The sequence below is a fragment of the Exiguobacterium sp. SH0S2 genome (genome assembly GCF_004337185.1).
GTDB classification, from domain to species: Bacteria; Bacillota; Bacilli; order Exiguobacteriales; family Exiguobacteriaceae; genus Exiguobacterium; species Exiguobacterium aurantiacum_A.
Genome location: NZ_SJVB01000006.1, coordinates 38,776 through 51,955 on the forward strand (window position 1 = coordinate 38,776; position 13,180 = coordinate 51,955).

General features: G+C 48.2%; 19 protein-coding genes. 11 read left to right on the plus strand and 8 right to left on the minus strand.

Translation table 11 applies throughout. From position 1 onward, the window contains the following. The first annotated feature begins 2 nt into the window (after positions 1-2). The 3 genes from istA (at position 3) to EVJ21_RS13540 (ending at position 2,480) form a co-directional block, all read left to right on the plus strand. Positions 3-1,589 carry an IS21 family transposase gene (gene istA / locus EVJ21_RS15520; RefSeq protein WP_236636596.1) on the plus strand — a complete coding sequence of 529 codons (1,587 nt, stop codon included), beginning with the start codon at positions 3-5 and terminating at the stop codon, positions 1,587-1,589. Between the two features lie 13 nt (positions 1,590-1,602). Continuing rightward, positions 1,603-1,941 carry a hypothetical protein gene (locus EVJ21_RS13535; RefSeq protein WP_145963258.1) on the plus strand — a complete coding sequence of 113 codons (339 nt, stop codon included), beginning with the start codon at positions 1,603-1,605 and terminating at the stop codon, positions 1,939-1,941. Between the two features lie 122 nt (positions 1,942-2,063). Beyond that, complete coding sequence (locus tag EVJ21_RS13540; RefSeq protein WP_131490695.1) at positions 2,064-2,480, plus strand: hypothetical protein; 417 nt, start codon at positions 2,064-2,066, stop codon at positions 2,478-2,480. Between the two features lie 78 nt (positions 2,481-2,558). Here the strand turns inward: EVJ21_RS13540 and EVJ21_RS13545 are convergent, their stop codons facing one another. From EVJ21_RS13545 to EVJ21_RS13555, 3 genes are all read right to left on the minus strand, one after another. Further along, positions 2,559-3,266: an ABC transporter permease gene (locus EVJ21_RS13545; protein WP_131490696.1), complete on the minus strand. Its 708-nt coding sequence runs from the start codon at positions 3,264-3,266 to the stop codon at positions 2,559-2,561. Further along, positions 3,263-4,111, minus strand: coding sequence for an ABC transporter ATP-binding protein (locus tag EVJ21_RS13550; RefSeq protein ID WP_131490697.1), 849 nt, complete (start codon positions 4,109-4,111; stop codon positions 3,263-3,265). The genes EVJ21_RS13545 and EVJ21_RS13550 overlap by 4 nt, the downstream gene beginning before the upstream one ends. 131 nt (positions 4,112-4,242) lie before the next feature. Next, positions 4,243-5,229 (minus strand): LytTR family transcriptional regulator DNA-binding domain-containing protein, encoded by a 987-nt coding sequence (locus tag EVJ21_RS13555; protein ID WP_131490698.1) that lies wholly within the window; start codon positions 5,227-5,229, stop codon positions 4,243-4,245. A gap of 136 nt (positions 5,230-5,365) precedes the next feature. On the opposite strand from EVJ21_RS13555, the gene EVJ21_RS13560 reads away from it, so the two are divergent. From EVJ21_RS13560 to EVJ21_RS13575, 4 genes are all read left to right on the plus strand, one after another. Beyond that, positions 5,366-5,746: a hypothetical protein gene (locus EVJ21_RS13560; protein ID WP_131490699.1), complete on the plus strand. Its 381-nt coding sequence runs from the start codon at positions 5,366-5,368 to the stop codon at positions 5,744-5,746. Positions 5,747-5,759: 13 nt separating this feature from the next. Further along, positions 5,760-6,068 (plus strand): nucleotide pyrophosphohydrolase, encoded by a 309-nt coding sequence (locus tag EVJ21_RS13565; protein WP_131490700.1) that lies wholly within the window; start codon positions 5,760-5,762, stop codon positions 6,066-6,068. A 94-nt stretch (positions 6,069-6,162) separates the two neighbouring features. Further along, a complete protein-coding gene (locus EVJ21_RS13570) occupies positions 6,163-6,828 on the plus strand; it encodes a DUF3841 domain-containing protein (protein WP_161568958.1) in 666 nt (221 codons plus the stop codon). Positions 6,829-6,847: 19 nt separating this feature from the next. Next, the gene (locus EVJ21_RS13575; protein WP_131490702.1) at positions 6,848-7,318 is read left to right on the plus strand and encodes a hypothetical protein; all 471 of its coding nucleotides are present in this window, start codon (positions 6,848-6,850) and stop codon (positions 7,316-7,318) included. A 37-nt stretch (positions 7,319-7,355) separates the two neighbouring features. On the opposite strand, the gene EVJ21_RS13580 is transcribed toward EVJ21_RS13575, so the two are convergent. From EVJ21_RS13580 to EVJ21_RS13590, 3 genes are read right to left on the minus strand one after another with little or no spacing between them, the layout of a single operon-like run. Further along, complete coding sequence (locus tag EVJ21_RS13580; RefSeq protein ID WP_131490703.1) at positions 7,356-7,634, minus strand: hypothetical protein; 279 nt, start codon at positions 7,632-7,634, stop codon at positions 7,356-7,358. A gap of 18 nt (positions 7,635-7,652) precedes the next feature. After that, positions 7,653-7,868, minus strand: coding sequence for a hypothetical protein (locus tag EVJ21_RS13585; protein ID WP_131490704.1), 216 nt, complete (start codon positions 7,866-7,868; stop codon positions 7,653-7,655). After that, entirely contained in the window at positions 7,868-8,095 is a 228-nt protein-coding gene (locus EVJ21_RS13590) for a hypothetical protein (protein WP_070329031.1), read from the minus strand. The genes EVJ21_RS13585 and EVJ21_RS13590 overlap by 1 nt, the downstream gene beginning before the upstream one ends. A 765-nt stretch (positions 8,096-8,860) precedes the next feature. Between EVJ21_RS13590 and EVJ21_RS13595 the strand changes: the two genes are divergently transcribed. Further along, positions 8,861-9,901: a flavin monoamine oxidase family protein gene (locus EVJ21_RS13595; RefSeq protein ID WP_131490705.1), complete on the plus strand. Its 1,041-nt coding sequence runs from the start codon at positions 8,861-8,863 to the stop codon at positions 9,899-9,901. A gap of 41 nt (positions 9,902-9,942) precedes the next feature. Here the strand turns inward: EVJ21_RS13595 and EVJ21_RS13600 are convergent, their stop codons facing one another. Together EVJ21_RS13600 and EVJ21_RS13605 are read right to left on the minus strand one after the other, a co-directional pair. Next, on the minus strand, positions 9,943-10,374 hold the full coding sequence (locus EVJ21_RS13600) for a MarR family winged helix-turn-helix transcriptional regulator (RefSeq protein ID WP_236636597.1): 432 nt from the start codon (positions 10,372-10,374) through the stop codon (positions 9,943-9,945). A 14-nt stretch (positions 10,375-10,388) separates the two neighbouring features. Then, positions 10,389-11,594: an MFS transporter gene (locus tag EVJ21_RS13605; RefSeq protein WP_131490707.1), complete on the minus strand. Its 1,206-nt coding sequence runs from the start codon at positions 11,592-11,594 to the stop codon at positions 10,389-10,391. Positions 11,595-11,744: 150 nt separating this feature from the next. Between EVJ21_RS13605 and EVJ21_RS13610 the strand changes: the two genes are divergently transcribed. The 3 genes from EVJ21_RS13610 to EVJ21_RS13620 are packed head-to-tail and all read left to right on the plus strand — an operon-like array spanning position 11,745 to position 13,164. Then, on the plus strand, positions 11,745-12,200 hold the full coding sequence (locus tag EVJ21_RS13610; RefSeq protein ID WP_131466315.1) for a hypothetical protein: 456 nt from the start codon (positions 11,745-11,747) through the stop codon (positions 12,198-12,200). A gap of 11 nt (positions 12,201-12,211) precedes the next feature. Beyond that, positions 12,212-12,670 carry a hypothetical protein gene (locus EVJ21_RS13615; protein ID WP_131490708.1) on the plus strand — a complete coding sequence of 153 codons (459 nt, stop codon included), beginning with the start codon at positions 12,212-12,214 and terminating at the stop codon, positions 12,668-12,670. A gap of 11 nt (positions 12,671-12,681) precedes the next feature. Then, entirely contained in the window at positions 12,682-13,164 is a 483-nt protein-coding gene (locus EVJ21_RS13620) for a hypothetical protein (protein ID WP_131466311.1), read from the plus strand. Positions 13,165-13,180 lie beyond the last annotated feature (16 nt).

Consider the following 13,180-nt stretch of genomic DNA (forward strand, 5'->3'; position numbering starts at 1 on the left):
AGTTGGCAAAGCCGAACGTCACCCTGTCACTCCTACATCACGAGTACGAGATCGAGTGTCGTACCAACAACCGCATCTCTTACTCCTATCGGAGTTTCGTGCGACATTACAGCATTTATGCGAACAAGCACAAAGCGACGCTCCGGATTCGTCGCAAACCAGGAGAGGTCTTGAAAGTCGATTGGGCTGGGTCCACCACGTTCATCATCGATCGGGACACTGGCGAAAAAGTGAAGGCATACGTATTCGTGGCGACCTTGCCCTGTAGCCAGTTGTCCTATGCCGAAGCGAGTCTCTCGATGGACATGTCCGCATGGATCATGTGCCACAACCATGCCTATACCTATTTCGGCGGGAGCACTCAAATCATCGTCCCTGACAATCTTAAAATTGGTGTCACAAGGAACACGTCGCGCGAACTCATCCTCAATCCGACCTATCGGGAGATGGCTGCACATTACGGGATGGTTGTCATGCCCGCGCGCTTGAGCGTCCCTAAAGACAAATCGAGTGTAGAAGGCTCTGTAGGTGTCATTTCTATTTGGATCATCGCCGCGTTAAGGAAATCCCACTGTTTCAGCATCGATGAGCTGAACCGAGAGGTTCACGAAAAGCTAGAAGAGTTCAACCGTCGTCCGTTCACCTGGAAGTCCGGCAGCCGCCTCTCCGCGTTCGAGGAAGAGGAAAAGTTTGCGTTTGTGCTACTCCCGATCGGGCGACTGCCGATGCTGAAATTTGAACGGCAAGATGTACGAGCGGCTCGCCTCGGCTATACCATCAAAACGTTATCATCTCCGCGGCTTCGCTTCGGTCAAGGGAAGACGGCGAGCTATGCGAAGGGTGGTTTGAATCATGGCGGCGTGTTTGAAAAAGGGGAAGCGACGGTCAGTTTCTTTGTCGACCCAAAATTACGTGATCGCCAAAAAGTGCAACAAGTCCTCGATTTTATCAAGAAGCTGCAGACCACGTCTGAACGCTTTGGCGTGAAACTCAACGTTTCGAATAAACCAAAAGGACTGAGCCAAACGCTCTCTGCCGATTTGTTGCAGGCAGAAGACGTCATGTTTCAATTGAAGAATGTCCCGAAACACTTTGAAGGTGTCGTCGTTGTCATTGCCGAGGAAGCATCGCTCAATCATTCGTATCAAGCCATTAAGCGAGAATTCGGTGGGAAACATGATGTCGTGACCCAATGTGTCGAGCTACATGACCGCGTGCTGAACTCTGAGGACACGCTATACAACATTCTACTTGATGTATATATGAAGGCGGGTCTGCAACCTTGGATCCTCGGTGAACCGCTCCATTCGGATTGCTTTGTCGGGTTAGACGTAAGCCATGAGAATGGAAAACATGCGTCGGGTATCATTCAAATCATCGGGAAAGACGGGGCGATGATTAAGCAGAAGTCACTCTCGACAAGTGAAGCAGGGGAGGAAATCAGTCCTGAGACGATGCGGGAAATCGTTTATGACAAACTTCATGCGTTTGAAGAACAGTACGGACATGCGCCAACGCATATCACGTTCCACCGAGATGGATTTGGCTCTTATCGATGCACTTCTTTCTCCGCGTGGGATTCGATTTGACTACGTGGAAATTTTGAAGAACGTCAATCGACGTATGGCGATTCACGAGAAGGAATGGAAGACATCACAAGGGCTTAGTTATACAAAAGAGCGCATGGGCTATCTTCTTTCGACCAATCCTCACGTGCGTGTCGGTATGGCAAAACCGCTCAAAGTGGTGCAACAGACAAACGTCTTACCATTTGATGCAATTTTGAGCGATGTATGTCGTTTGTCGTTTATGCACGTCCACTCGCTTCTAAAGACAAGACTGCCGATTACTACACACTATGCCGATTTGAGTTCGACATTCCATAACAGGGGATTGATCAATGCAAATACGCAGCATGAAGAAGCGTTGCCGTTTGTGTAACATGTGGAGTTGAAAGATGTCATATCGTTTTTATCAGTAGCGTCGTTTGTCGAATATAAAATACAGTTTGGCACCGAAGCGTATCATATAATTGGATTGAGACAACACTAGGAGGTGAAATGATGAGTGAAAAAGGAGAAATCGTTCAATCCGAAAAACAGCTTACGGAAAATGAATTAAGTGACTTTCCTTTTAAACAAGACGAAGCGCTTTTAAAGCATACTCCAGATGTCATAAATGCCGTTAGCAATATGGGAGAAGTCGGCTCAAAATCGCAAGACAAAGTGTACAGTACGATTGATAAGGCGATTGATGTCTTTTCCGAACAACTCAAAGACGACAACCTAACGGAAGAAACTAGAGACAAACTCAATGATCGAATTGAGCGAATGGTGGATAAGTCATTTCAAAAAGATTCAGAGTTCAAGAGATGGATGGGTGCATCGATTGTGGCTGGAGTTAGTGGTGCCGCATTGGCATTAGCAAAAAATCCAGAAGCGAGAAAAACGCTGATTAATTTGCTGACGAAAAAGGGCTGAATGTAGCAAATAGGATAGTTGTACGAAGTTTTTTAAAAATAGCAGGAGCGACGATTTAATTCGTCGCTCCGTTCTTGTTCAATCCGTCTGTTTCCGGTTATACATGACAATACTTCCGACGAACGTGACGAGCGCCCAGGCGGACAGAATCAGAAGCTCCACCCATGTAGAGCCGAGTCCAGCGCCAGCCTCAATCTGAAACGCAAGATCGATTAAGACAACGTTCGGTAAGTAGTCGAGAAGGCCGATGATTGCGAACCGGTCTTCGTACACTGACAACATCGGTGAAAACGAGAAGAAGAAGAACGCTGGCATGACGATGAGCGAGGCTTCCATGACCGTCTTCGTCATCAAGCCGAGTATCGTCCCAATCCCGATATAAAAGAACGTCGAGACGATCAATGCGAGTGAGATGACGAATAGATTCGCAGGGCTGTAGCCCATGATGAAGGCACACGCTGCGATAAGGATGAGCGTCGTCACGAACGTGAGCGCGCTCTTCCCGAGCAAGATGTCGAGCGTGCTCGCTGGCGACAACATCAACCCACGGAGCGTGTTCTTCTCTTTCTCTTCGGCAATCAAGGCGCACTGGACGAACGTCGCGACGAGACTGAACGTGATGTTGATGACGAAGTACGTGATGTCGATGCCTTCTCCGCCGAGCTGTGAATAGAAGACGGCAAAAAAGATCGGCATAATCAGCGTCGACGACACGAATAAGTTCCGCGACAAATCTTTATAGTCTTTCTGGAAAATAGCGAGTGCCCGTTTCATTGAAAATGTCATGATAATTTCCTCCCCGTCACTTCGATAAAGATGTCCCCGAGCGTCGGCTCGTTCGAATGGATGGCCGCGATGTTTTGGTCGCGCATCTGTTCATGAAGCCAGTCGGCCCCGTCTTTTCCTTGTTTTAACTCAACAATTTCCCCGTCATGCAGTTCGACGCGCATCGAGCCATTCGCATATTTCCGGCGCAATTTTTTCGGAGCGTCTAGCAATTGAATCTCCCCTTGATGCAAGAAAGCGACGCGGTCACACAGTTCTTCGGCCTCGTTCATATCATGCGTCGTCAAAAAAATGGTCGTCCCTTTTGCCTTCAACCGCTCAATCCCTTTATAGATGTGTCGCGAGTTGACCGGATCGAGCGCGGACGTCGGCTCATCTAAAAATAGTAATTCTGGTTCATGTAACAACGCCCGGGCCAGTGTCACCCGCTGCAGCATCCCACGTGATAAAGCGGAGATGCGTTTTTTGCGTTCTCCAGCCAAGTTCACCATCTGGAGCACTTCATCGATTCGTGTTCTTGGCTCGTCGTATAGGTCGCAATAGAGTTGCAGATTTTCTTCAATCGAGAGACGTGTATAGAGGCCACTGTTATCGGTCAACACGCCGATCCGTTTCCGATACTGTTCTTGTTTTAACTCGGAGACCGGGACACCGAACACGGTCGCGTCACCTGAGGTCTGGGCGAGTTGTGACGTTAAGATTTTAATGGTCGTCGTCTTCCCGGATCCACTCGGTCCGAGAAAGCCGAACACCTCTCCTTTTTTAACGGAAAACGTCACGTCCTGTAGCGCCTCTTCATTGCCGAACAACTTTTTCAATTGATTCACTGTAATGATATCCTGCATCGCTCGTTCCTCCTTGTTGATGTCGTCTTGCTTGCTTACATCATATCGAGAGGAAAAGACGGACGCATTAGAATGGCGATAAACGGCGCTTTTTGAGGAGCGAGTGGAGCGAAGGAGACGGTGAATGGAGCTTATTTCAGCCCGATCATCGTCTTCAATTCGGCCATTTTCGTCTTTGAGAGCGGAATGGTCGTCTTCTCGGCATCATCTAAGACGAGACTAAAACTGTTTTTCGTATACGTGATGACTTCTCGTACCCGTTGGAGGTTGACGATGTACGACCGGTGACAACGGAAGAAGCCGTACGGGGTCAGACGTGTCTCAAGCTCGTTCATCGTGAAGACGCTCGGGAACTGTTCCGACTGACTGTGTAATACGGATTGTCCATCCTGGCTTTCGATGTAGTCGATTTCCGGTGGATCGAGTAAAACGATTTTCTCGTTCACTTTCGTCGGAATCTTCTCGAAGCGGACGTGCATGACGTCAGGCGTGACATCTTCGTTAGCATCCGGTTCATCAGGCTCGACATCGAGCAGGCGCAAGTGCCGGTGGTCGATGCGATAGACGGTCGACGTGACGAAGAGGGCGCTCTCCATGTTGCTCGTCAGAAGCAGGATCGTCTTTTGTTGGTGCTTCAGTTTCATCAACACGGTCGCGAACAAATGCCTTGTTTCTTGGTCGACGTTCTGATCCGGTTCTTCGAGGACGTAGATGTCCCGATTATGTAAGAGGAGCGCGGCGTATTGGACGCGCCGGACGAGCGACAGACTGAGCCGGTTCAATCGTTTGTTCCGGTAAGGGGTGAGTTGAACGGTTTGAAAGACGGCATCCAGCGATTCCGTCGACTCGTAAAGTGTGCGCGTGAAACGCAAGTATTCCTCGACCGTCAGCCGGTCGTATAATCCATCCCGGATAGAGAAGAGCGAAAGTGTACGATGCTCTGTATCGATGGTCCCGGAGTAGTTCGTGTGCGTATCGGTCAATAGCGCGAACAATATTTCCCGGGAAGTGACGCCACAGTGGATGGCTGCAATTTCACCCGGATTGATGGTAAACGAGATATTTTCAAGTATGAGCGTATCCTGTTGGCGAACCGAGACGTTATCAAAAGTAAGCACCGAATCCCTCCCTTTTTAGTTGGAGTATAACATTTTACAAAGAAGGTCTTAAGAGGAAGATTATTACTCATTCAAGTTACATCTTTTGGTAAAATTAGAGGGTGTCGTTTTATAATAAGGTGGGTGAATCAATCATATGGTCGCAAAATACGAACAACTCCAGACACAAGTGTTTGAGTTGCAAGCAGAAGTAGAGATGCTCCAGGCGTTGTTGCTTAAGGTAATCAATCAGGATGCGGCGTTACATCACAACATCGAAAGCGAATTAGAATACATTTTTCTGACACAAGAGTTACCAATCGAAAAACGTTTCGATGTTTCATTTTATTTGACGCGACTGCAAAAAGAATATCAATTCGAGAAAATCGTTCCCGATTTTGTATCTTTCCACGAAGGACTAAAGGAAGTATTAGGAGTAAACGAATTATCGATGAGTGTGTCGAAGCGATTGATTCAAGAGCATATCGATCGAGGTATTTTTGCGGTGGGGAAAGAAATCTTAACAACGATGAAATGAGGCTGTATAAGACATGAACGAAGTACAACGACTGATGGACAAAGTGATTGAATTTCGAGACGAGCGCGATTGGGCGTTTCACCATAACCCGAAAGACTTGGCGTTATCGTTGTCGCTTGAGGCGAGCGAACTGTTGGAGCTGTTCCAATGGGTGTCGAGCGAAGAAGCGCTCGAGACGAAACAAGTCGAGATGAAAGAAGAGCTTGCGGATGTCCTCATTTACGCGCTGACGTTCGCCCATGCGGCAGGAATCGATGTGTCGCAAGCGATTGAAGAGAAGCTTGAGAAAAATGCGGTGAAGTATCCGAGTCCGAACGCCTAAATTGCAATCGACCGATTAACCCTGACCATTATTTTCACTACTTTTTGATATGAAATCGGATAAAGTGGTGAAAGAACAAATATGGAGAGGGTTAATGAATATGGGCATCTATTATACGTATCAGCATGAAAACGCTTGGAAAGTAGCATTGGAGCGAGGATATCTACAAGGTGACCCTCAATTCGCCATGTTCAATGACGAAGGGTTCGAATTTTTCGAACCCGCTTACGACTGGATGGTTGAACAATACGAGCAACGAATTGGGATTTCGCTGAATGGAAACTATCCGGTCTGGTGTTTGGACGAGTTTCCTGACCTAAGCACTGACGGACATATCGGACAAGGAAACAAAGGTGTTGTGTTGACGGTTGAATTACCGGACGATCAAGCGTTGGCTTCGGAAATTTCATTTTGGGACTTCGTTCCGTATAACTCTACTTTTTGCGATACGGCCGAAGCATTTGACCACCGGGAAGACATTGACCCGGCATATACACGAAAGTCTTGGGAAAAAATCTTTGATCGAAAGTGGTGCGAAGAGATGGCGGTCAATCGGTCAATCGAGGCACCTGACTATCAATACGTGATTCATCGCATCGAGCTACATCAAGTCCGAGCCGTCATGCCGTTCCAAAACTTGAATGACAGTTGGTTGGACCGGATCCGAGGATTTGGGTGGCGTCTCGGCTATCGACTTGGTTTGAAGAAGTCGATTCCATTCCATTGGCAAGGAAACTGTCATTTTAAAGAAATCAGTTGAAGAGGGGAAGACAGGATTCATGACCCAACGCGAACGGTTTGACCACTTATACGAGGCGGGGAAACGTTCCACTCGCCAAGCACTTCTTCTTGGATTATTCATCGTCTTACTCGGCGTCATCTTTTGGTTCACAGGAGAGCGTCGACTCGCTGAACTGGTATGGTTCGTCTTGTTCATTCCAGCAATCGGGTTCGTCAAAATATGGTCACGAACGAAGACGTTGCTCACGTTCAACGACGATTCTGATTATCGGCGGCTCGTCTGGTATGAATATTGGAGCGGGATGGCCGTGATTGTGATCTTTTGTGTGTTGATTGTGACGTTGCTGTTACGTCCGGAACAAGCGAATATTTTGATTCTCGTGGTGGCATTCAACTTGTTTGCGTGGATGGCTTCTTCTAAAATTGATCAAAAGCTTGCCACCATCGACCCGGAACACGTCACACATAAAGTCTACGAACAAGGAAAAGTCGGTTTCTTTCCGAAATGAAATCAACAAAAAAGGGAGTAGCGCGTGCTACTCCCCTTTATGAAGTCGATCGACCAGTGATGCGGTCGACTAGTCGTTTTGCTTCAAGTAGTGACATGTCATGAGTCTCCCGTAAAAACTTTACGGCCGTGACGACCCCATGCGTATCAATTTTCTCTTTCACTATTGCAGCCAACGCCTCGTCTAGTATGAGAGGATCGTTCTGAATTTGCTTTCGCCGCAGTGCACGTACGTCTTTTGCTTGCTCAGCAATTACATTGATTAAAAAGGCGTTTAGCAGGAGCGATGCGATTAAGAACATGGTGTTCAACTCCATGGAAACACTCCTTTCGCTTTAGTCAGGCATGATGGTGAAGCTATATGCGTTCGTCAGCGGGTTATGAATAATTAACTCGTAACTGAGTTGTTGTTCGTCCGCCGTATCGACCAACAGATTAATTTCTGACATGTTAAATACGCGTTGGCAGGCAATCGTCGAAAATAGCACCACACCGCCGATGATGGCTGTGACGACGAGACGTTTCGTCCAAATCGTGAGTGATGTCGACATTAAGGGCGTGCCTCCATCTTTTCTTCGATTCGTTCGAGACGTTCCACTAAAACGTCGAACTGTTGTTGCTGATGAGCTGCGGCTTGACGCTCCAGATCGAGTCGCGTGTCAGCTCGTTTTTCATAACGACCGATAAAACGAACAATCAACACGATGACGGTGATGATTAACGCGAGTGGGACAATCATCGCCAATAAACTAAATAGTGACATGAGCAAGAAATCCATTCTGTTCCCTCCTTACCGAAGTAATCCTAAATAAGTATACTTCCAAATTCATACAAAATGGAAGGGAGTCATGGATGTGACGTGTGTCCAACCTTTTGTCGCGGTCTATTTTGTCAAGGCGTCTCGCTCTAATCTGCATCATCAAAATGAAATTCAACATAAATCATTCCTACGATAACGTACATCTGAATCAACAACTTAAGAAGAGCGGGTATATAGATGATTTCAAGAAGCAGTAAGCCTTCATATGAGAACACGAATAGATAGGCGAGGAGATAGATCAACATTTTGCCTCTTCGAAACCGAGAAAACAGACGAATACCTACGAGGAACGGATAAAGTAGCGTCTTGAATGAATAAGGCATAGTGATACATCCTTTCTTGGATGTCATCGCTCATTGCGTGGAACGTAACCCGGTTTTGTCCGTCTGCGTCTGACATCCGATTCGAAGTAATACAGTGGGGTGAACAAACTTGTCGAAAGATAAAGTGAGATAAAGGTTTCTAGTAATAATGGCACTGGGAGTAAATCTTCGATTACGAGAATCCATCCAGGGACAAAGAACAGCATGAGAGCATACGTCATCCCACCTTCTGTTTTGATAAACGGATACAATCCCCGCATCAGCAAGATGTATGGAAATAAAAGATAAAAGAAAATCCGCTTCACGTCGTAACGCCCTTTCCCGAGCGGTTCGCTCAAGTCATGTAGAAGTATCTTTTTCAGTATAATGGGAGCACCACGTATAGAGAAGGAGTATTTACATGAGCAAATCAATCGCCATCATCGGGGCGGGCGTAAGCGGACTGTACGCCGCCTCGCTCCTCATCGAAAAAGGCTATGACGTCACCGTATTTGAATCACGCAATCGCATCGGCGGGAGGGTGTTGAGCCAAAACGGCTTCGACCTCGGTCCGACATGGTATTGGCCGGACACCGAGAAGATGATCACGCAACTCGTCGACCAGCTCGGACTTCTTGCATTCCCACAACATGCGACCGGCGACTTGATGCTCGAGCGGCAAGCTGGCGTGATTGAGCGCCACACGTTGCCACCCGAGCAGACCGTTCTATCGATGCGACTTGAAGGCGGTATGGCGACACTGACCACAGCGCTCGCTGGGAGACTTCCAGAAGGGACAATCGAACTCGAGACGACCGTCACGTCGATTCGACAGACAGAAGACGGGGTATCGGTCACGGTCGAAGCAGGATCGTCAAAAACGTTCCAACATGTCATGTTAGCCATCCCGCCACGGCTCGTCTCACGCATCTCGTTTCAACCGGAACTGTCTGAAGCGACGAAGGCGAAGCTGTCGGCTACACCAACGTGGATGGCCGGACAAGCGAAAGTGGTCGCCGTGTATGACCGACCGTTTTGGCGAGACGCCGGCTTATCGGGGCTCGGTATGAGTTGGTCCGGCGTGTTGCAGGAGATTCATGACGCGTCAGCGCCGGGAGGGTACGGGGCACTGTTCGGTTTCTTCCGGTTGTCACCTGCTGAGCGGGCCGCACTAGACCAGGACGAGCTCAATCGTCTCGTCGTCGAGCAACTCGTTCGACTGTTCGGGGAAGAGGCACGCGAGCCGCGTGACGTCTTGTACGTGGATTGGTCGAGTGACCGCGACACGGCAAGTTCGCAAGATGCTCAACCGTTGACCGACTTCCCTGTTTACGGACCGATTACGCTCGACACCGCTTGGGCAGGACGTCTCTCACTTGCTGGGACCGAGACGGATTCCATGTTCGGCGGTCATATCGAAGGGGCACTTCGTTCTGCAATCCGGGTCGTCGAGCAACTCTAACCAAAAATGCGTATCCTCCCAAGTCGGGACGATACGCATTTTTATTTGAACTTCTGAATCATCAACGCGAGCGCGCGATTGATCATCTTCATCTCGTCATCCTCGAGCACGGAGAACATCTCTTCGGCGAGCTGTTCTTCGATTCGATCGACTTGTTTCGAGTAGTCGAGGCCGACCGGACCGAGCCGGATGAAGCTCTCACGCAAGTTGTCCGGATTTTTCTCTTTTTGGACGAACTGGCGTTGTTCGAGCACTTTCAACACTTGGCTGACCGCACTTTTCGAGATATTCATCTTCGTCGCGATCTCGGTCGTCGTCCATGTGTCTTTTCGTTTGAAGAGCAGCAACATCTGTTCTTGCTGGTAACTGAGTTCAAACTCGTTCAAGTCGGTAAAGTATTTGGTGAACAACAAGTCGAGCTCGTCGACTTGACGATACATCTCAATGACTTGTTGTTTGCGTGTGTCATTCAATGGTCGTTCTCCTTTCATCGCGTGTTACGGAACGTCTGGCTCCGCACATACAGGACGATACTAAACACTAGTCCGATTATACCAAACGTGATGAGGAGTGTTTGAATCGGAACGGACAACGCGACAAGGATTGATAGAACGGCGAACGCGATCGGCTCTAGGCCGGACGCGGCGAGCGCCATGATGCTCATGACGCGACCGATTTTATCTTGGTCGCTATGCTCTTGCATGAGCGTGACGGCCGGTAAATAGACGAGCATCAGCATGAAGCCGCTCATGGCCGCCGCGAAAGCGAGCATCGGGACGGACTCGGCTTGCGTGTAGAAGAGAAATGCGACAATCGTCAAAAACAAGGCGCGGAAGACGAAGCGGCCGCGGTGGACCGACCGCAGCAACAAGACGAGAAAACTTGCGACGAACGTCCCGACGGCGAGCCCACCTTCAATCAAACTCAAGTCGAACGCCGTGCCACCGCGTTCGCCGACGAGGATCGGGATGCTCATGATGAGCGGTCCCATGATGAACAAGTTGACGATCGCAATCGAGAACGTACCGCTTCGCAAAATCGGTGTCTTCGAGACGTAGCGGATTCCTTCTTTCAAATCAAAGACGACGTGCTTGAGCGACATCGTCTGTGCCGCTGGAATATGGTCTCGAATCAGCCGCGGCATCATCAAGAAAGCAGAGATAAAGATGAGCGTGGCCGCCGTACTAAAGCTAAGACCGAAGCCGCCCCACGTCAACAGAAGACCGGCTAAAAATGGACCGATCACGAACATGAGCTCGAGCGACCCTTGGAATAACGAGTTGGCGCGTTGAAGCTCATGTTTTTTGACGAGTGACGGGATGAGTGAAGACAGTGCCGGATACGACATGCCGTCCAATAGTCCGAACGCAATCGAGATAAGGATTAAGGCGATCACGGAATAAGCGTCGGTCAAGTGCAACGCGACGACGACGAGCATCAAGACGCCTTGCCCGAGGTTCGTCAAAAATAAGAGACGACTCTTTTGATAACGGTCGGCGAAAACGCCGCCGAACACCATCATGATCACGCGCGGCAACGAGACGGCCGTCATGATGATTCCTAGCAGGGCCGGTTGTTTCAACACATCGATCGTGAGCCACGACATACTCAAAAAGAAGATAGAGAAGCCGAGTGTTAGTGTCATGCCGGATAGCCAAGTGAAAATGAAACGGGAATTGTGTAGCAAGTTCATAAGGAGACCTCATTCTTAAATAAAGTTAAGTTAACTAAACTATAAGACGGGATTTGAATCTGGTCAAGCAAACCGGACCGACGAGAAAAATGTAAAAATACGGAACTTTTTGAGACGGAGAAACGTATAATTACAGAAGAGGTGAACGATATGAACAAACATGAACGTCTAAAGAAAATGATTAAAGGAAATCGAAAATGGCTTCTCGTCAGGCTCGGTTTTGCGATTCCGCTTGCTGTGCTTATCTTCTTATTTTTACAAACCGAGACACACGCCCTCTTGTACGGAAGTTTGATGATTGTGGCATTGCTAGCGTATGGATTGAATGCTATTCGCGAAAGTCGATTTATGAGCAGCTTTACCGAGCGGGTCCGGGCTAAACGAATCATTCACATCCAGTATGGATTTGATTATGTGATGATTGTTGCTATAGGATTCGTTTCCCCATTGCTCATGAAACTAGACGGAGTCAGCTGGATGCCGTTTCTTGTGCTCTCACTTGGAGCTGGAATCCTGTTAATTGTCGAGCGTCTGCTTGATGAGAAAGTAAAACTGATCGACCCCGAGCAACCGACGCGTCGCGACGTCAAACGGGAAAGTTTTTAAGGAGGGATTTGATGACAAAACAAGAGCGCATCAACGTCATATATAAAATGAATCAAAAATTGGCATGGGCTCGCAGTGTCTTGACGATTGTGATGATGTTTTGTGTGTTCGGGATTCAAAGATTTGAAGCGGACAGCGGATGGTACATCGTTGGCGTAGCGAGCAGTCTCCTGTTGATTAGTGTCGTGATCAGTTATGAAAGCCGCTTTGTGAAGAGTTTGACGAGAGAGCATGAGGCGAAACAAATCATCACGAGGCAATACGTCTACGATTTTGCTGTGCTTCCACTACTTATTTTCATCTATCTTTTGACCGGACGACTCGGGGTAATATGGGTGGTACCTGTTTTAGTAATCGGCGCCATGATTGGATTTTTCCGCATTCAACGAAAGCTCGAAGATCGATTGACGCGTGAAGATCCAGAACACCCGATACGTCGCGACATCAAACTCAGTAACGTCAAAGATTAAGGAGGAGACTGATGGACCGGGAAACTCGATTCCAAGCGCTGTTACAAGTGGACAAAACGTATCGACGTTTTATGATTGGGAGCAGTGTACTCCTTTTCGTGGGTGCGCTCTACTTTATGATGCAGACGACTTACTCCAGCATGATCGCGGTTGTTGGCCTCGTGCCGACGCTGTTTTTCGAATGGAAAAAGACGGTTGTCTACCTGCAGTTTAATGAAGACTGGGCGTATCGTCGTCTCATCAAAGTGAATTTTTTCTCACTATGCTTTACTTTCTTTTTACTGTTCGGTCTTGTCGCCTCGTTTTTGACGGGCCACATGAACCGTGACGGATTCATGTGGGCAATGGTGATCGGGGCACCACCTTCCATCTTGTTGCCATTTTGGATTGATCGGAAACTGCTGCAACTTGACCCGGAACATGTTACTTCCAGTATGCTAGCGAAAGCAAACCGCGAGCAATTAAAGCGTCGTCTTGACGGAATCAATGATTAGAAAAGGACTGAAACGG